The sequence below is a fragment of the Paenimyroides marinum genome, assembly GCF_900108395.1.
Lineage (GTDB): Bacteria > Bacteroidota > Bacteroidia > Flavobacteriales > Flavobacteriaceae > Flavobacterium > Flavobacterium marinum.
Genome location: NZ_FNXE01000028.1, coordinates 28,338 through 46,821 on the forward strand (window position 1 = coordinate 28,338; position 18,484 = coordinate 46,821).

Sequence of the window (18,484 nt, forward strand, 5' to 3'; positions counted from 1 at the left end):
AAACTAGTGTTTGTATGTGTTGTAAATTCTATCAACACTTCTGATACATTACCCGTTTATAATAAGATATACAACCATCATGTCTTATTGATAATATCCAATTAAATGTATTATCAAATATTTCAATGTCATCAGAAGAGGGAAACCATAAATCTTCAAAATATAATATTAAGTCATTATAATATAAACAATCAATATCGTCAAATTTATACCAATTTATATAAATTTTTTCAATAGGAAATATCTCTAATGTATTGAAAACTTCACTAAGACTATTAATATCATCAACATAACTAATTACTTTTAAATTTAGCTTTAAATTATTTTCAATACTATCATTATTATTAAACAATCCATTTAAACATTTTTTTAAAAACATACATTGTGTGTCGTCTAAATGTTCAAAATCTATAAAAACCCTATTATATTCTTTTTCAAATAAATTAATCTTAAAATCTTCCATAAAACTTAATATTTTATTGGTTCCGCACCAGATCTTCCTCCTTTACCTCTTTTACCTTTTGTATAATCCCACCAATTTATATGAGGATATTCTTCTCCTGAGCCAGGTTTAGCATTCGGGTGAGCAGGGTCTAATCTATATCCCTTGTTAGCATCCCCTCTTTGTGGACTACCAAATTTCCCTTGTTTACCTTTTGCTAAACTTCCTCCACCTAAAATATCTTTAACCTTTAATAAAGCTTCTTTAGTGCCAGATAAAGATCCTTTCGCTGCACCTTTAGTGGAGCCTAAACTCGCTTTAACCTTTCCTTTAGATAAAGTTAGTGCAAGAACACCTAATACAGCAGAATCTCCAAATAATTCTTGAGATAATTCCCCTATCATCATTCCCGTTAATTCACCCACTCCCGTTAAATCTGACATTGAATTGGCGATTCCCAACTGTCTAAAATTAATACCTTCTTGATATGTAAATGTCTGTACTTCAACACCTCCTTCTGTATATCCATAAAACATCCCTGGAGTCTGATTACTTGGTCGTAAACCTAATCCATCAACAGTTCCATCAGAACTAAATTGATAATTATTAGTCTCGCCAATAGTAAAACAATCGTCATTATATACTTCAGTAACGTTTTCAAATCCAAGAGCTGTTGCCCCCTCAACACTATCAATAAATGGAACATGGGTAATAGTAGTTTTTCCATTATTTTGTTGTTCAATCCAACCTTCTCCCTCCATTCCCGTAGGGTCAGTAAACATAATAGGATTATTAGTCACATACTGATAAGGAGTCATCGTCTTCTCCGCGAGCGGATCCACATTAACGAAAATCGAAATCCTCGGGTCGTAATACCTCGCTCCATAATAGTACACTTACGTCTCTACTCTACTTTTTTAAATCATTCTCTTTATTAATAAATTCATTTTACGCATTCTATTGAGCTTTTAAAATAATCTTTATCGTAAATATAAAAAAAACGCTCGCAAATTGCGAGCGTTTTTTTATATATTAATGATGACCTCCGTCTTTTTCACCGTCTCTTAACGGCACTGTTTGCGGAACAAAATCTTCGTCGTACCCCGGCTTAGAATAATCGTAAGCCCAACGGTGTACTTCCGGAATTTCGCCTGGCCAGTTTCCGTGAATGTGTTCTACCGGTGTAGTCCATTCTAACGAAGTAGCTCTCCATGGGTTTTGCGATGCTTTCTTGCCATAGAAAATACTATAGAAGAAATTGAACAGGAATACCAACTGGAATGCTGCTCCTACAAGGGCAAACATGGTAATAACAATATTAACATCAATCATATCGTCAAACATCGGGAATGCCGAGTTGGTATAGTAACGACGTGGTAAACCTGCCATACCAATAAAGTGCATTGGAAGGAATACGCCGTATGAACAAACGGCAGTTACCCAGAAGTGGATATATCCTAAATTTTTGTTCATCATACGTCCGAACATTTTAGGGAACCAGTGGTAAATACCGGCAAACATTCCGTACAACGCAGAGATACCCATTACCAAGTGGAAGTGTGCAATTACGAAATACGTATCGTGTACGTTGATGTCTAATGTTGAGTCTCCCAGGATAATACCTGTTAAACCACCACTGATAAAGGTAGAAACCATACCAATAGAGAATAACATACCCGGGTTCATTTGCAAGTTACCTTTCCACAAAGTAGTAATCCAGTTGAAGGCTTTTACTGCCGACGGAATTGCAATTAACAAAGTGGTAAATGTAAACACAGATCCTAAGAACGGGTTCATACCTGATACGAACATGTGGTGACCCCAAACAATTGTTGATAAGAATGCAATTGCTAAAAGCGATGTAATCATGGCACGGTATCCAAAGATTGGTTTACGTGCATTTGTTGAAATTACCTCTGATGAAATACCCATTGCCGGTAAAATTACGATATATACCTCAGGGTGACCTAAGAACCAGAACAGGTGTTCAAATAATACGGGCGATCCTCCCTGGTAATGCAATACTTCACCTGCTAAATAAATATCAGATAAGAAGAATGATGTTCCAAAGCTGCGATCCATAATCAACAACAACGCTGCTGATAACAATACCGGGAATGATACAATACCAATTAAAGCGGTAATCCACAATGCCCAGACAATTAAAGGCATACGTGTCATGGTCATTCCTTTTGTTCTCAGGTTTAAAACAGTAACCACATAGTTTAGCGATCCCATTAATGACTGTGCAATAAACAACGCCATTGAAATCAACCATAAGGTCATACCTGTACCTGATCCCGGAATGGCTTCAGGAACTGCCGATAATGGTGGATAAATGGTCCATCCTGCTGATGCCGGTCCTGTTTCTATGAATAAAGAAGATAACATGATGATACATGATAAAAGGAAAATCCAATAAGATAACATGTTCATGAAACCTGACGCCATATCGCGTGCTCCAATTTGCAATGGAATCAGTAAGTTTGAGAAAGTACCTGACAAACCTGCCGTTAATACAAAGAATACCATAATGGTACCGTGCATGGTAACAATTGCCAGATAAATATCGTTACGCATTACACCACCCGGAGCGAAATCGTCTCCTAAAAGCCATGAGAATACTTTGAAAGATTCTTCTGGCCAAGCGATCTGAATACGGAATAATAAAGACATTGCAATACCTATGATTCCCATAACAATACCTGTAATAAGGAATTGTTTTGAAATCATTTTGTGATCCTGGCTAAAGATGTACTTTGTTACAAAAGTTTCTTTATGATGGTGATCATCGTGTGAATGATCATGTGTTAATTCGTGTCCTACTGCTGACATACTAATAATTTTTATTGAGAAAAAACAAATTATTTAATTACTTGAGCAACTACTGCAGTAGTATCTACTACAATTTGTGGTTCTTGTACCTCTTCAGGCGTTACTTCCGGTTGTGTTTCAACAGCTGGAGCTTGAGCAGCAGCTTTTTCTTCGGCTACTTGCTGACCTAATGTTGGTTGTTGACCTAACCATTTTCTAAACTCGCTTTCTGTTTCAACCACAACTTTTGCTTGCATGTTGTAGTGTGAACGTCCGCAGATTTTATTACACAACAAGATATAATCAAATACATACGGTTCTAAACCTGCCTCACCTTTTTCTACTAACTTTTTGCTGTGTTTGTTACGCGCTTCGTTGATACTGTTTACTCTGTCAACAATACCTTGACGTTCTCTCATTTCTGATGTGGTAACTGTTGGTGTCATTGCAAATTGCGTTACCATTCCCGGTACACAGTTCATTTGTGCACGGAAGTGAGGAAAGTACGCAGAGTGCAAAACGTCTTGTGAACGCATTTTTAACACCACTTTTTTACCGACCGGCAAGTGTAATTCTTTTGCCATTTTATCGTCTTGTGCATTTGGATCTGACATATCAACACCTACTGCATTTACACCTTCAATAAAACGAACGTTTGCTTTACCTAATACATTATCGTTTCCTGAATAACGGATATCCCATCCAAATTGTTTTGCATATACTTCTACATACAATACTTCTTCTTCATCGTTATAGTGCATAATGTTGTTCCAAGCATATAATCCGTATAAGATCAATCCTGCCAACACAATTACCGGGATAATTGTCCACACGAACTCTAATTTGTCGTTATCAGCAAAGAAAGTTGCTTTTTTATCTTTATGTCCTCTGTTAATGAATGCAAAATAATGTAACAGGAACTGTGTAACAATTTGTACAAAGAAGATCACTCCTAACGAGATCCACATTAAGCGATCAACATCTTTTCCGTGTTCAGATGCTGCATTGTTTAAAAGAGGCATATCTCCCCATCTTACACAACAATAAATTGTAAGAATGTAAATGAATGCTAAAAAAACAAACATTAAATATCCATTGATATTGTTGTCTTTGTCTGTAGCAATCTGTGACTTATATTCTTCGCCTACGAAATGCTTGGTTTGGGTCAAGTCAAAAATTTTAGTCAATTGCCAAATTGCAATTCCTAATAAAGCTACAATAACTACTATTAATAAACTCGTCATTTTGTTTATTACTTTAAATATTAATAATGAAAATGTTTACTTTCTTCAAGCATTGGATTATTCTTCGCCAATAAAGGTGCTTTTGCCATTGCTGAGAAACCAACAAAGATAAACAATCCGCCAAAGAATAAAACAGATCCTATTTCAGCTGCACCAATGAACCATGAAGTTCCAACGGTACCAGGCATAATCATGTTGTAGAAATCTAAATAGTGCCCTACCAGGATACAGATACCTGACATAGTAATGATCCAAGATAAACGTTTAAAATCGGTACCCATTAACAATAAAATAGGCAACACAAAGTTAAACAATAACATCAGGAAGAAAGGTACGTTGTATTCCTCAATTCTAAAGATAAAATAAGTTACCTCTTCCGGTATGTTTGAATACCATATCAACATAAACTGAGAGAACCACAGATACGTCCAGAAAATTGATAAGCCGAACATATATTTAGCTAAATCGTGAATGTGTGATGTGTTTACGAAATCTAAATACCCGTTGTTTTTTAAATAAACCGTAGCTAATGCAATTACTGTCACAGCTGATACAAAGAATGATGCGAATACGTACCATCCGAATAATGTTGAATACCAGTGTGTATCAATTGACATGATCCAGTCCCAAGACATGATAGATTCTGTTACAATAAAGAACACTAAATATCCTGCTGATAATTTAAAGTTACGTTTGTAATATGTTAAATCACCTGTTTCTCCTAAAGCTAAAGAGTTTCTGCGTGATAAAATTCTGAATATATTCCAACCTCCCAAGAAAAGTACGGCTCTGATTAAAAAGAAAGGAACGTTTAAAAACCCTTCTTTCCCTGCAATAATAGCATCATAATTTTCACTGTTAGGATCCGTAATACCTTCAGCCATCCACACAAATAAATGATTTAAATGAGCAGAACTTGCTAACAATAATAAAAAGAACAATACCGAACCCGGTAATAAATAAGCCGAAAGCCCTTCCATTACACGGAATAAAACCGGAGACCAACCTGCCGATGATGCGTATTGAATTTGATTAAAGGTAAAAATTCCTAAAGCAATCAACATAAAAAAGATACACCCAACATAAACGGCTGCCCATGGTTTGTTTTGCATTTGATGTAAAACGTGCTCTAAATGTTTTTGGTGTTCATGGTGTTGAACGTCAGCGTTGTGTGCATCGCCGTGTGCATTTGCATCGCCGTGTGCCGGTGCTGCATGTGCTTCGTGCGAGTCGTGACCACCGTGATGTTGCTCGCTTAAAATTACTTCAACCTCTTCAGTTGTTTTTGGTGTAGCAAGAAATCCATAAACAATTCCTATGATACCCAAAGCCATTAATATAAACGAAAAGGTTTTTAATTTGCTTGAAAATGTGTACATATCTAAACTTTCAAATAAGTTTTACAATTATAATTCCGATTTCAATTTTAGCACATAAGCCGATACCAGCCATCTTTCGTGTTGAGACATTTGGTTTTTATGTGATCCCATTGCGTTTAATCCGTACGTTACCACGTGGTAAATTCCACCTTCTGTCAATTCACGTTCTGCGTAGCTTGGTACTCCCAGGAATTTTTCTCTCTTAACTAAATTACCTTTTCCATCGCCGGCATCGCCATGACAAATTGCACAATAGATCGTAAATAATTCTTTTGCTTTTGTCATATCTCCTTCAGTGATTGAATCTAAAGGTGATTTTAAATTGGCTTTTGCCAAAGCTAATCCTTCCGGAGTATTTGGGTACTCTTCAGGTGTAAAGCCACGAGGAATAGATCCTTGTGCCGGTACCTGACCTTCTTTTCCGTTTTTAAATGCGTTTGATTCTGAATAGGTTTCGTAAGCCGCAGACTCGTACATATTAGGAAAATACTGATAATTTGGTTTTTCCTTATTAAAACAAGATGTAGCTAATGCTGAAAATCCTACTAACGCAACTATTTTATATAAAGTCTTCATTCTACTACTATTGTTTATCGATTACTTTAACTTCTACTGCACCAGTATTTTTAAAGAATTCTACAGCTTCGTTTTCATCACCGTGTAAAGCAACTTCCATTAAAAAATGGTCATCAGTTGTTCTAACATCAGGGTTTTCAGCTTGTTTAAATGGCCATAATCTACTTCTTAAAAAGAAGGTAATTACCATTAAGTGGGCTGCAAAAAACACTGTTAATTCAAACATAATAGGCACAAATGAAGGCATATTCTGAATATAACTAAAACTTGGTTTACCACCAATATCTTGTGGCCAATCCTGAATCATGATGTAATTCATCATATAGGTAGCGAAAGATAAACCACATAATCCGTAAATAAAAGAACAGATTGCTAAACGCGTTGGTTTTAATCCCATTGCTTTATCTAAACCGTGTACAGGAAAAGGCGTGTAAACCTCTTCAATATGATGATGTGCAGCTCTGGTTGTTTTTACTGCATCCATTAATACATCATCATCGTTGTATAATACGTGTATAACTTTTGTACTCATAACTTATTAATGATTATGTGAATGGTCTCCGTTTTCTCTTTCTCTTTTATATTTTTCGCCAGAAGATTTCAAGATTGTTTTAACCTCTGCCTGTGCAATTACAGGGAATGTTCTTGAATATAATAAGAACAACACGAAGAAGAATCCAATGGTTCCGATATAAATACCCGCATCAACAAATGTTGGTTGGAACATGGTCCAAGACGATGGTAAATAATCGCGGTGCAATGATGTTACGATGATAACGAAACGTTCAAACCACATACCGATATTTACTACAATCGAAATGATAAAAGATACCATAATTGACGTACGGATTTTTTTGAACCACATTATCTGCGGCGAGAACACGTTACATGTCATCATCATCCAGTATGCCCAAGCGTAAGGTCCTGTTGCACGGTTTAAGAATGCGTACTGCTCATACTCTACTCCTGAATACCAAGCAATAACCAGCTCTGTAATATAAGCAACCCCTACAATGGAACCTGTAATCATTACAACGATGTTCATTAACTCGATATGCTGAATAGTGATGTAATCTTCTAAACTTACCACTTTACGCATAATGATCAACAAGGTATTTACCATTGCAAATCCTGAGAAAATTGCTCCCGCAACGAAATACGGAGGGAAAATGGTGGTATGCCATCCAGGAATCACAGAGGTAGCAAAGTCCATAGATACAATAGTGTGTACCGAAAGTACCAATGGTGTTGCCAAACCTGCCAATACTAATGAAACTTCTTCAAAACGTTGCCAGTCTTTTGCACGACCTGACCATCCGAATGATAAAGTTGAATAAATTCTTTTTGCAAATGGTGTTACCGCTCTATCGCGTAACATAGCGAAATCTGGTAATAAACCTGTCCACCAGAAAACTAATGATACAGATAAGTACGTTGAAATCGCGAATACGTCCCATAATAAGGGCGAGTTAAAGTTTACCCATAACGATCCGAACTGGTTTGGCATTGGTAATACCCAGTAAGCCAACCAAGGACGCCCCATGTGGATAATTGGGAACAAACCTGCCTGAACTACCGAGAAAATGGTCATTGCCTCTGCAGAACGGTTAATTGCCATTCTCCATTTTTGACGGAATAATAATAATACCGCCGAGATAAGTGTACCGGCGTGCCCGATACCTACCCACCAAACAAAGTTGGTGATATCCCAAGCCCAGCCTACTGTTTTATTTAATCCCCATGTACCAATACCTGTCCCAATTGTATAAACCATACAACCGGCTCCCCAAAGGAATGCAATTAAAGCAATTGTGAAAACAGTCCACCATTGTTTATTGGCTCTGGTTTCAACAGGTCTAGCAACATCTACCGTTACATCGTGATAAGTTTTATCACCAAGAACTAAAGGTTTTCTAATGGGTGCTTCGTAATGTGACGACATAATCCTTTATAATGTTTCTTAATTAATACTATACTTATACATTTCTAACTTTTACGTGGTAGAACACATTTGGTTTTGTTCCTAAATGCTCTAACAAATGATATCTTCTATCATCATCGTACAATTTAGCTACTTCTGATTCTTTGTTATTAAGATCACCAAAGACCATTGAGCCTGAAGTACACGCCGCAGAACAAGCCACTTCGAATTCGTTGCTGTTTACAGCTCTTCCTTCTCTCTTAGCATTTAAAATTGTTGCTTGTGTCATTTGGATACATAAAGAACATTTTTCCATAACCCCGCGTGAACGTACATTAACATCAGGATTTAATACCATACGTCCTAGATCATCATTCATGTGATAATCGAACGCATCGTTTTGATTGTACAAGAACCAGTTGAAACGACGTACTTTATAAGGACAGTTGTTTGCACAGTAACGAGTACCCACACAACGGTTATATGCCATGTGGTTTTGCCCTTGACGACCGTGAGATGTTGCCGCAACCGGACAAACTGTTTCACAAGGCGCGTGGTTACAGTGCTGACACATTACCGGTTGGAATACCACTTGCGGGTTATCTGCCGGATGTTCTAATTCGCCAAAACCACCTAAAGAACCATTGTCTCCAAATAAACCAGAGAAACCTTCTTTTTTATCAACGTCTGCTGCAAAGGTATCTTCTGATGAATAATATCTATCGATACGTAACCAGTGCATATCGCGTGATCTTCTTACTTCGTCTTTACCCACAACAGGTACGTTGTTTTCTGCGTGACAAGCAATCACACAAGCACCACAACCTGTACAAGAGTTCAGGTCGATTGATAAATTGAAATGATGCCCTACTGAACGGTCAAAAGATTCCCAAATATCAACAGTAGAAGCTTCTACCGCCTGGTGATCTATTGAAACGTGTGGTTTCTCATTCCAAACATTCGCTTTTTGTGTATTAAAGATTTCTAAAGTAGTATCTTTAACAATATCACCACGCCCCATTAAGGTTCTTTGTAACTGCACACAAGCAAATTCATGCTCGCCAGAAGTTTTCTCTACAGTAACACTTTGGGTATTGTTGAAATCTTTATATAATTTGTAAGCATTAACACCTACCTGCATTTCTTCTTTTAAAGCAGATTTACGTCCGTAACCAAACGCTAAACCTACTGTTCCTTTTGCCTGACCCGGTTGGATAAAAGCAGGAACGTTTTCTAATACAGCATCACCAACTTTTAAGGTAACGTACGAACCATTTAATGCTCCGTTTGCCACATTACGGTTTTCAATACCTAAAGCTTCAGCGTCGGCTTTTGAAACAGTAACATAGTTATCCCAAGATACACGGGTAATTGGGTCGGGGAACTCTTGTAACCAGGGGTTGTTTGCCTGCTGACCGTCACCCATACCTGTTTTTGGATACAATACCAATTCTAATCCGGCAGCTTTTTTAGAGGAAGCCAATGCCGAAGCTGCTCCGTTAAAATCAGCTGATGCGGTTGCTGAACCTGTAATTTCTGTTGCAACAAAACCGTCGTGTACTAATTGGTTCCACGTTTTTCCGTTAGTTAAACCAGAACTTGCTGCTTTTAAATAATCATAGTAAGATGCTGTTTTACCTAACCAGGTTAATAATCCTTCCTGGAATTGTTTTGTATTGAATAACGGACGAATTGTTGGCTGCGTAATTGAGTAATGTCCTTTTTTCATTTGAACATCTCCCCAAGATTCTAAATAGTGTGGTGCAGCAGCTGCAATGTTTGTCAATGATGCTGTTTCATCTTCACGTAGTGTAAAGGCAGCAGAAAGTTTAACTTTTTTCAATCCTTCTGCAAAAGCATCACCGTTAGCTAATGTATAAACCGGGTTTACGCCACTCATAATTAAAGTGTGTACCAAACCGGCGTTCATATCTTTTACTAATTGTGCAACTTCTTTATTGTTACCGCCACGAACGTATTTAGGCTGTGCAGGGTTAAATGCTTGGGAGCCTAATGCCTGGTTGATTGCAAATACTAATAATTGTGCATTTACATCGTCTAAACCAGATACCAATACTCCGTTTGTACCTGCTGCTTTTAATTGTTGCGCTGCTTTTATAATTTCAGCATCGGCAACTGTATTTCCAACTGATACAGCATTCCCTGTAACAATATTGTATATTTTAACTAAAGCTAACTTTTGCTCTGCAACGGTTAAAGGAATACGTTTATCTGCATTAGCACCTGATAAAGACATATTCGCTTCGATTTGAATGTGCTTAGACATTTTCCCGTTTTTAGGAACACGTCCTTTAGCATATTCGCTGTCGTATCCGCCCCCTTGCCAATCTCCTAAGAAATCAGCACCTACAGAAACAATTACATCTGCTTTTCCAAAGTTGTAGTCAGCCAATGCACGTTCGCCGTAAGCTTGCTCATAGGCATCTAAAGCAGCGTCTGATCCAATTGCATCGTACACAATGTGTTTAGCAGCCGGATAAGTAGCTTTAAATTCTGCAATTAACTTATCTGTAGAAGGCGATGCCATAGTGTTTGTTAACAAAACAATTTGTCCTGTGGCACTTGTTAAACTTGCTTTAATCTTTTGATCAACATCAGACCATGAAGCAGCTTTATTGTCAATTTTTGGCTGCTTTAAACGTAAACTATCATATAAAGACAATACAGAAGCGTGTACACGTGCGTTTGCACCTGTTAACGCGTTCTCCATAAAGTTATTCTCTACTTTAATAGGACGACCTTCGCGTGTTTTAATTAACACGTTTACGAAATCAAAACCATCAGCAACTGTAGTTGCGTAGAAATCTGCAACACCAGGAACGATTTCTTCTGGTTGAAATACATAAGGAATAGACTTTTTCACCGGTCCCTCACAAGCTGCTAAAGAAGCTGCAGCTGTTGAAAAACCAACGTATTTCAAAAAGTCTCTACGAGATGTTGATGAAGAAGACAAAGTGTTTTTATCCCCAAGAAAATCCTCTGTTGGAATTTCTTCAACAAACTCATTGTTTCCTAGCCTCTCAACAATAGAACTGTTTTCGTTAAGCTCCTCAACACTTTTCCAGTATTTTTTGTTTGATGCCATTGTATATATATATTAGCTTCTTAAATTATTATTAATAGTGACATTTACCACATTCTAAACCACCTAACTGTGCTGCTGTTAATTTCTCAACACCATACTTTTTAGATAATTCTTCATGAATTTTAGCATAGTACTCGTTATCTTTAACGTTTACTTCTGTTTCTCGGTGACAGTTCACACACCAACCCATTGTTAACGAAGAGTGTTGTTTCATGATCTCCATAGATTCAACCGGTCCGTGACAAGTTTGACATTCTAAACCTGCAACTGAAACGTGTTGAGAGTGGTTAAAGTACACAAAGTCAGGTAAATTGTGGATACGAACCCATTTAACCGGTTGTTCTTTACCTGTATATGATTGCGTTGCCGGATCCCAACCTACTGCCTGATAGATCTTTTGAATTTCAGCTGTATAGAACTCTTTACTGTAATCTACATAAACAGAATCCGGGCTTCCTGTAAATTCAGTAATGTTCTTATGACAGTTCATACAAACATTCATAGAAGGAATACCTGAAGTTTTTGATGTTCTTGCCGAAGAGTGACAGTACTTACAATCGATACCGTTTTCACCTGCGTGAATCTTATGCGAGAAGTGAATTGGCTGGATTGGCTGATAGTTTTGATCAACACCTACCTGCATCATGTATCCAAAGGCAAAATATGCGCCTGCCAACATTAATACCACAACAGAAGTTATTACCAAGAACTGGTTTTTAACAAAAGCCTTCCAAATTGGCAATGATTTTGTTTCCTGAACGGTTAGGTTATTTTTATCGGCTACTTTGTTTAATACCTTTCTTACCATTACCAGCATAATTACCAGCATTGCAAGCACAACAACCAAACCACCTAAAACAACAATTTCAGAAACGCCACCTGAAGCCGATGCCCCACCTGGACCTGTTGGTGAAACTGGAGTTGTTGGTTCTGGTTTTGGTTCTGATGTATAAGCGATAATGTTATCGATATCTTCATCAGATAAGTTAGGAAAAGAGTTCATTGGAACTTTATTCCACTCATTAAACAATTTTACTGCTGCTGCATCTCCAGATTTTATTAAACCCGAACTGTCTTTAATCCACTTGTGCAACCAATCAGTTGGGTGGCGTTCTACAACCCCCCTTAACGCAGGTCCGGTAGAATTAGCATCCAGCTTATGACAAGCCGCACAGTTTGCATTAAATAACTCTTTACCTTTTGCAACATCTTGAGCAAAAGATCCTGTAGAAAATGTTAACACAAATGTTAAACACAAGAAAAGAATCCTTGAAAACGAAGTATGGTTACCCACTTTTTTCATAGTTAAAAAAATGATTATCAACTAATTTTGGCATGATTTTCTCTACTCTTTATTGTAGAGCACATCCTACCTTATTTATAAACTGTGACAAAAATACAACATAAGACGCACTAAAGAAAGCGGAATAAAAACCAAAAGTTAATTTATAACAATTCTAAATAAATTCTTAAATTGTGTTTTGACGAATATTTTTTATTTTTGTTGAAAAATAACTCATAATGAATAAATTAAGATTTTATAAAGTTTTTATTATATTAATTTTAACAAATTTACCGGTTGTAAGATCTCACGCTCAAATAAATATAACGGAAACCAACGATCAAAAAACCATTGATTTGTTATTAGACCGTAAAATGAGCCAAAACAACCAGTTTTCGTTATATACCAACTTTTCGGTTCAGTTAAAAAACGGCTTAAAAGAAGATGTAGAAACTTTGTATAAAGATTTCACTGCCCAATATCCGGAAATTGATGCTACCATAATTTTTGCAAACCCTAAATTTAAATTGGTCGTGGGTAATTTTAAACACAAGATAGAAGCAGAACATTTATTAAAGAAAATAATTTCAAAATATCCCGATGCGTTTGTAGTGAAGCTTAAGAAATAAATTTGGAATTCTTTACAAGATCGAACTAACAGAGATGTATATATTAAGTAGAGTTTAAATAAAACCAGCAATACAAATTGTACTGCTGGTTTTTTAAATTAAAATAAATTATTTGCCTGTACCTTCTCTTTTAAATTAAAAGCAGAGCAACAATCAGCAATAAAAATATAGTCTTTAAACCCCATTAATCACCAAATGTGTTTTGTTGCGATTTTTTACTCACATCCATTACAGGCACCAGACCTTCAGACGGCATATAGATGATTTGGGGTAAATCGCCTTTATCTGCCAACTTCTCTAATGTACGAATAAATAAATATTGATTATACGTAGTGTTTAACGTTCCGTTTTCTAATTTCATTGCTTCTGCCATTCCACGTGCCCGTTCTACTTCGGCTTGTGCGTTTAATTTTTCCGCTTCTAACCGGGCTTTTGCTTCTTCAATTAAAATTTTACGGTTTTGCTCGGCTTTTGCCATTTCGGCTTTACCAGCCATTTCTTGTTGCCAAACGTTGTAAAGCGGCAATCCAAACATTAAAATCACAATTAAAATCCCGATGGAAATAATAATTGTTATTAAGGCTTTTGTACTTTTCATAATCTAACTTGAGTTTATTTTCCGGATAAAGATACGAATAAAACCCAAAATCTTATAGCCTTTTAAACACCTACAAGCTTCTTAAAACATTACAAAAGTTATATATTCTTTAAAAAAACAACCTCTGTTTTCAGTTCTGCTTAAAGATGCTGATACAATAGAAATGGCAACCGTTATCTTATTCCTCAATTCCGTAAATTCTGTTGATAGATTATGATTTTTAGCAATGGTTTTACATTCTTCCTGCCAAAGTACTAATTGCCGCTTCGTCCTTTCTAAATCTTCATTGTTTCGTAAAATACCAACATTTTGTTGTATAAGATTTCTCAAAGCCCTATCTCTTTTATTAATGAATTCTGTTGATACTTGCGATTCTATAAGTTTCTCTTTCAATACAGGCAAAACAGAGACCAATTGTATTTCCTTATTCTTAAGAAAACAAAAAATCCAATGTGCATAAACCACCGCTTCCAACAGCGAATTAGATGCCAGACGATTAGCTCCGTTCAATCCGGTTCGGGAACATTCTCCACAGGCAAACAAATTTTCAACCGAAGTTTGTCCAAAACTATTAACCGTAATTCCTCCGCACAAATAATGTTGCGTGGGAACAACCGGAATCCAGTCTTTGGAAACATCAATACCTTGCAACAGACAATATTGTGTAATTGCCGGAAAATGCTTTTGAAAAGCATTCATTTCCAAATGGGTGCAATCTAAAAAAACACAGTCTTCTCCCGATTTTTTCAGTTCGGTTTCAATGCTTCTGGAAACAATATCCCGTGATGCCAGTTCGCCACGCAAATCGTAATCAAACATAAACCGGTGTCCGTTTTTCGTTTTTAAATGAGCACCAAAACCTCGCACCGCCTCAGATATCAAAAAAGTGTGTTCGGACTTTGCATACAATGCCGTAGGATGAAACTGAATAAATTCCATATCATCTACCTCAGCATTTGCCCGAATCGCCATCGCAATTCCGTCGCCGGTGGCAATTACGGAATTGGTTGTCTGCTGATAAAGCTGACCGATGCCACCAGTTGCCAAAACAGTAAAACCTGCATAAACCGAAAATTGCTGACCATTCTTTTCATTTAAAATTACCGCACCATTACAACGATTGTCTGCAACGAGCAAATCGACCGCAAAATGATAATCCAAAAATTCGATGTTTTTATTTTGCTGTGCTTTTACCAAAACAGCACGCTCAATTTCTTTGCCGGTTTCGTCTTTGTGATGCACCACCCGATGATAGGAATGTCCGCCTTCTTTTGCCAAATCCAGCGTTCCGTCTGCTGTTCGGTCAAACTGCGTACCCCAATCAATCAATTCTTTCAAGCGTTTATGCCCTTCGGTAACTACTATCTCAACCACTTCCCTATCACACAATCCGTCACCGCAAATCAGTGTATCCTCGATGTGTTTTTCGAAATTATCATTGATTTCGTCTATAACCACCGCTATTCCTCCTTGTGCATATTGTGTATTGGATTCTTCTTTACTGGATTTTGTGACGACGATAATTTTCCGTTCGGGAAATTCTTCTGCCAGCTTTATGGCAATCGTGAGCCCGGCAATGCCTGAGCCTATAATCAGATAATCGGCTTTCATAACATTATTTTGACAGTTTAAGCATTCGTTTGATAGGAATCAGTGCTTTTTTAGCCACTTCTTCCGAAACTGTGATTTCAGGCGATTCGTTAACCAAACAATCATACACTTTTTGCAAGGTATTGAGTTTCATATACGCACATTCACTGCAAGCACAGGTATTGTCTTCAACAGACGGTGCTGGAATCAGTGCTTTATCGGGAACTTCCTGCTGCATTTTGAATAAAATACCGGCTTCAGTTGCTACAATAAATTTCTGTTTGGCACTTTGTTTCACATAATTAATCATTCCTGCCGTAGAACCAATATAACTTGCCGTTTTCAAAATATGTGCTTCAGATTCGGGGTGTGTAATGATGACCGTATCGGGATGTTCTTTGTATAAAGTGCGTAATTTATCAATCGAAAACGCTTCGTGTACAATACAACTCCCATCCCACAAAACCATTTTCCTGCCGGTTTTGCTGTTGATGTAATTTCCGAGATTTTTATCGGGTGCAAAAATAACCGGAACATTTTCGGGTACAGAATTTACTATTTTCTCAGCATTGGATGACGTACAAACCAAATCACTCATTGCTTTAATTTCTGCCGAGCAGTTGACATACGTAATCACGATATGATCGGAATGTGCTTTGGTAAACTCTTTAAAAGCGTCGGGCGGACAGGAATCTGCCAGCGAGCATCCTGCCTTTAAATCGGGTAAAATAACTTTCTTTTGGGGATTTAAAAGCTTTGCCGTTTCCGCCATAAAATGCACGCCGGCAAACAGAATAATATCCGCATCTGTTTTTTCGGCTTCCTGAGACAATCCCAGACTGTCGCCCACATAATCGGCAATTTCCTGTATTTCAGGATCTTGGTAATAATGTGCCAGAATCACTGTGTTTTTTTCTTTTTTTAGTGCGGTTATTTTCTGTTTTAAATCTTCCATAATTTCGATGAATTTATAGTTTCACTTCATTTACCTGTAATCTGTACATATCCAATTGTTGTTGGATTTGTTCTTTTTCGTTGGTAAAAAAGTTACTCTGAGCAAACAATTCTTTGTAATAATCGATTCCTGACTGCAAATTGCTTTTAAATGCCGCCCATTTTTTTGTTTGAACAGTTGTCATATTTTCAGCACATTCCGCAACACCTTTTTTCAAATGATCCACATACATCTGCAGTTCCTTTACAAACATATTCGGGCGGTTGTTATCCTGAAAAATATTGATTTTCCCGTAAATATGTTTCACCATATCCGCCAAAGAAATGATTTTGTCAAAATACGCCAAATTCGGTCCCGGACAAATGACGACACCTTGCTGCTGCCCTTTGATTTCCATTCCGTTTTCAAGGTAAGAAGCATTTGCCAAACCTACGCAAAGACAGGCTTTTTCAAATATTTCGGCTTTTTTCTGCTCAATGGCTTTTTCTGAAAGTGTTTCTTTTTGCTGCTCTAATTCCGCCAACTTAATGTCCTGATATTTTTTAGAAGCCGTGCACATCCCCTGCGGATCGCATTCTTTGTTGAGTGCAAGGTATTTTTTAGGACACGAACTCCCGGCTTTGTTTTCTTTAATACGTTTGTTTTTCCAGAAATCATTACTCATTCCTTTAATGGTATTAAACGGAACACCTAAAGGCGAAATGTTGCTTAAATAAAAATCTTCTTCTTTTGCTTTTGCCAATAAATTACGTGTTTCCTCGTCAACAGAAGTTGCTTCGGGTACCAACAAAAACGGCGATCCCCAACCTACGGAATCAATCTGGTAATAATCTAATAAGAAATTGTGCTCTTCAGCCGTGCCCACCCCACCTTGTGCCGTTATTTTCAAATCTAAAGGCTGTTGCGGAACAAGAAGGTTTTTCGCTTCCAATGCTTTTACCATCAATTCGTGGGCAGATTGAATCAATTGATCTTTCCTGGTTTTAAATTCTTCCAAAATAGGTCCGAGCAACAAACCTTCGGTCGCAAAAGCGTGTCCGCCACAATTTAAACCCGATTCAATACGGTATTCCGAAACCCACAAACCTTTTTTCGCCAGAAAATTCCCCTGAATCATTGCCGAACGAAAATCGCTTACTTTCAAGATTATTTTCTTTTGAAGATGTCCGTTCGTATCGGGGTAAAATACCGGAAACTTCTCAAAATAACTGTACAATCTTGGATTCATTCCGGCAGAAAGCACTACAGAAGAGTTCAGATCACTTTCTGCAAAACCGCGAAGCGACGCGTGTGCATCATTGAACGTTACCGGAAGCTGAACTCCTTTCTCGTAATGCTCTTTATCGACTTTGGTCATAATATTGACATCAATCGCTCCGGGAGTAAAATGATCTGTAAGGTATTTTTTTAATTGTTCTTTCATCTGTAAACCTTCACCAATGAGCTTTTGCAAACCATTTTTCAATTCGGAAGTATCGGGCAGCAGAGAAATATAATTATCTAAAACGTTTTTATTTTCTGTCAATTCTTCTTTGAACTGCTGAAATTTTTGTGTTACCACTTCATTGAGCATATTCAGATACTCTTTGATGCGCTCGGCACGGTAATCTGAACATTTTTTGGTAATTTCCCTATACGGAAGTAAGAATTTTTTACAATAAAAAGCCCGCATTCGTTCGGTAAGTTCATCATCGGTAATAGAAACTACTGATGAAATTCCGAGATGAGCTACCCTGACAGGACTATCTATTGTATAAGACAAGCCCATTACGGGAATATGAAAAGTATGTGGATTTAATACAGACATACGTAAATAATTAAATTTAAATTAATGGGCTAATTTTATCAATTTGCCTGATTTAATCTATGATATATGTCAGTATTTAAAATCTTTATATAAGATTTCACTACTAAACGGGCAATCTTTCAAATAGGGCAAAATTAGTTG

15 protein-coding genes are annotated in these 18,484 nt (G+C 37.1%); 1 reads left to right on the forward strand and 14 read right to left on the reverse strand.

The features are described 5' to 3' along the window. Positions 1–31: 31 nt before the first annotated feature. The 10 genes from BLW20_RS09935 to BLW20_RS09980 all read right to left on the reverse strand — a co-directional run bounded on the left by BLW20_RS09935 (position 32) and on the right by BLW20_RS09980 (position 12,785). Positions 32–463, reverse strand: a complete 432-nt coding sequence (locus BLW20_RS09935; RefSeq protein WP_091099920.1) for a hypothetical protein — start codon at positions 461–463, stop codon at positions 32–34. 5 nt (positions 464–468) lie between these two features. Then, positions 469–1,338, reverse strand: a complete 870-nt coding sequence (locus tag BLW20_RS14700) for an RHS repeat-associated core domain-containing protein (RefSeq protein ID WP_218143517.1) — start codon at positions 1,336–1,338, stop codon at positions 469–471. 136 nt (positions 1,339–1,474) lie between these two features. Beyond that, on the reverse strand, positions 1,475–3,277 hold the full coding sequence (locus tag BLW20_RS09945; protein WP_091099923.1) for a cytochrome c oxidase subunit I: 1,803 nt from the start codon (positions 3,275–3,277) through the stop codon (positions 1,475–1,477). A gap of 29 nt (positions 3,278–3,306) precedes the next feature. Beyond that, positions 3,307–4,500, reverse strand: a complete 1,194-nt coding sequence (locus BLW20_RS09950) for a cytochrome c oxidase subunit II (RefSeq protein ID WP_091099927.1) — start codon at positions 4,498–4,500, stop codon at positions 3,307–3,309. Positions 4,501–4,520: 20 nt separating this feature from the next. After that, complete coding sequence (locus BLW20_RS09955) at positions 4,521–5,879, reverse strand: quinol:cytochrome C oxidoreductase (RefSeq protein WP_091099931.1); 1,359 nt, start codon at positions 5,877–5,879, stop codon at positions 4,521–4,523. Between the two features lie 27 nt (positions 5,880–5,906). Continuing rightward, positions 5,907–6,455 carry a c-type cytochrome gene (locus BLW20_RS09960; protein WP_091099935.1) on the reverse strand — a complete coding sequence of 183 codons (549 nt, stop codon included), beginning with the start codon at positions 6,453–6,455 and terminating at the stop codon, positions 5,907–5,909. A gap of 7 nt (positions 6,456–6,462) precedes the next feature. Beyond that, positions 6,463–6,987 carry a DUF3341 domain-containing protein gene (locus BLW20_RS09965; protein ID WP_091099938.1) on the reverse strand — a complete coding sequence of 175 codons (525 nt, stop codon included), beginning with the start codon at positions 6,985–6,987 and terminating at the stop codon, positions 6,463–6,465. Positions 6,988–6,993: 6 nt separating this feature from the next. Then, positions 6,994–8,397: an NrfD/PsrC family molybdoenzyme membrane anchor subunit gene (nrfD, locus tag BLW20_RS09970; protein WP_091099940.1), complete on the reverse strand. Its 1,404-nt coding sequence runs from the start codon at positions 8,395–8,397 to the stop codon at positions 6,994–6,996. Between the two features lie 34 nt (positions 8,398–8,431). Beyond that, positions 8,432–11,482 (reverse strand): TAT-variant-translocated molybdopterin oxidoreductase, encoded by a 3,051-nt coding sequence (locus BLW20_RS09975; RefSeq protein ID WP_091099944.1) that lies wholly within the window; start codon positions 11,480–11,482, stop codon positions 8,432–8,434. Between the two features lie 31 nt (positions 11,483–11,513). Next, the gene (locus BLW20_RS09980) at positions 11,514–12,785 is read right to left on the reverse strand and encodes a c-type cytochrome (RefSeq protein ID WP_091099948.1); all 1,272 of its coding nucleotides are present in this window, start codon (positions 12,783–12,785) and stop codon (positions 11,514–11,516) included. A gap of 218 nt (positions 12,786–13,003) precedes the next feature. On the opposite strand from BLW20_RS09980, the gene BLW20_RS09985 reads away from it, so the two are divergent. Next, entirely contained in the window at positions 13,004–13,393 is a 390-nt protein-coding gene (locus BLW20_RS09985; protein WP_091099951.1) for an SPOR domain-containing protein, read from the forward strand. A gap of 184 nt (positions 13,394–13,577) precedes the next feature. Here BLW20_RS09985 and BLW20_RS09990 read toward each other — a convergent pair whose 3' ends face one another. The 4 genes from BLW20_RS09990 to BLW20_RS10005 form a co-directional block, all read right to left on the reverse strand. Continuing rightward, a complete protein-coding gene (locus tag BLW20_RS09990; protein ID WP_091099955.1) occupies positions 13,578–13,991 on the reverse strand; it encodes an SPFH domain-containing protein in 414 nt (137 codons plus the stop codon). Positions 13,992–14,072: 81 nt separating this feature from the next. Then, a complete protein-coding gene (gene nadB, locus BLW20_RS09995) occupies positions 14,073–15,602 on the reverse strand; it encodes an L-aspartate oxidase (RefSeq protein ID WP_091099959.1) in 1,530 nt (509 codons plus the stop codon). Between the two features lie 4 nt (positions 15,603–15,606). After that, complete coding sequence (gene nadA / locus BLW20_RS10000; protein ID WP_091099963.1) at positions 15,607–16,536, reverse strand: quinolinate synthase NadA; 930 nt, start codon at positions 16,534–16,536, stop codon at positions 15,607–15,609. 13 nt (positions 16,537–16,549) lie between these two features. Next, positions 16,550–18,343 (reverse strand): hypothetical protein, encoded by a 1,794-nt coding sequence (locus BLW20_RS10005; RefSeq protein WP_091099966.1) that lies wholly within the window; start codon positions 18,341–18,343, stop codon positions 16,550–16,552. Positions 18,344–18,484: the final 141 nt, after the last annotated feature.

Excerpts from the sequence above, each read along its gene's own strand:
- BLW20_RS09935 (WP_091099920.1), bottom strand. The coding sequence starts at position 463 with ATGGAAGATTTTAAGATTAATTTATTTGAAAAAGAATATAATAGGGTT.
- BLW20_RS09945 (WP_091099923.1), bottom strand. The coding sequence starts at position 3,277 with ATGTCAGCAGTAGGACACGAATTAACACATGATCATTCACACGATGAT.
- BLW20_RS09950 (WP_091099927.1), bottom strand. The coding sequence starts at position 4,500 with ATGACGAGTTTATTAATAGTAGTTATTGTAGCTTTATTAGGAATTGCA.
- BLW20_RS09955 (WP_091099931.1), bottom strand. The coding sequence starts at position 5,879 with ATGTACACATTTTCAAGCAAATTAAAAACCTTTTCGTTTATATTAATG.
- BLW20_RS09960 (WP_091099935.1), bottom strand. The coding sequence starts at position 6,455 with ATGAAGACTTTATATAAAATAGTTGCGTTAGTAGGATTTTCAGCATTA.
- BLW20_RS09965 (WP_091099938.1), bottom strand. The coding sequence starts at position 6,987 with ATGAGTACAAAAGTTATACACGTATTATACAACGATGATGATGTATTA.
- nrfD (WP_091099940.1), bottom strand. The coding sequence starts at position 8,397 with ATGTCGTCACATTACGAAGCACCCATTAGAAAACCTTTAGTTCTTGGT.
- BLW20_RS09975 (WP_091099944.1), bottom strand. The coding sequence starts at position 11,482 with ATGGCATCAAACAAAAAATACTGGAAAAGTGTTGAGGAGCTTAACGAA.
- BLW20_RS09980 (WP_091099948.1), bottom strand. The coding sequence starts at position 12,785 with ATGAAAAAAGTGGGTAACCATACTTCGTTTTCAAGGATTCTTTTCTTG.
- BLW20_RS09985 (WP_091099951.1), top strand. The coding sequence starts at position 13,004 with ATGAATAAATTAAGATTTTATAAAGTTTTTATTATATTAATTTTAACA.
- BLW20_RS09990 (WP_091099955.1), bottom strand. The coding sequence starts at position 13,991 with ATGAAAAGTACAAAAGCCTTAATAACAATTATTATTTCCATCGGGATT.
- nadB (WP_091099959.1), bottom strand. The coding sequence starts at position 15,602 with ATGAAAGCCGATTATCTGATTATAGGCTCAGGCATTGCCGGGCTCACG.
- nadA (WP_091099963.1), bottom strand. The coding sequence starts at position 16,536 with ATGGAAGATTTAAAACAGAAAATAACCGCACTAAAAAAAGAAAAAAAC.
- BLW20_RS10005 (WP_091099966.1), bottom strand. The coding sequence starts at position 18,343 with ATGTCTGTATTAAATCCACATACTTTTCATATTCCCGTAATGGGCTTG.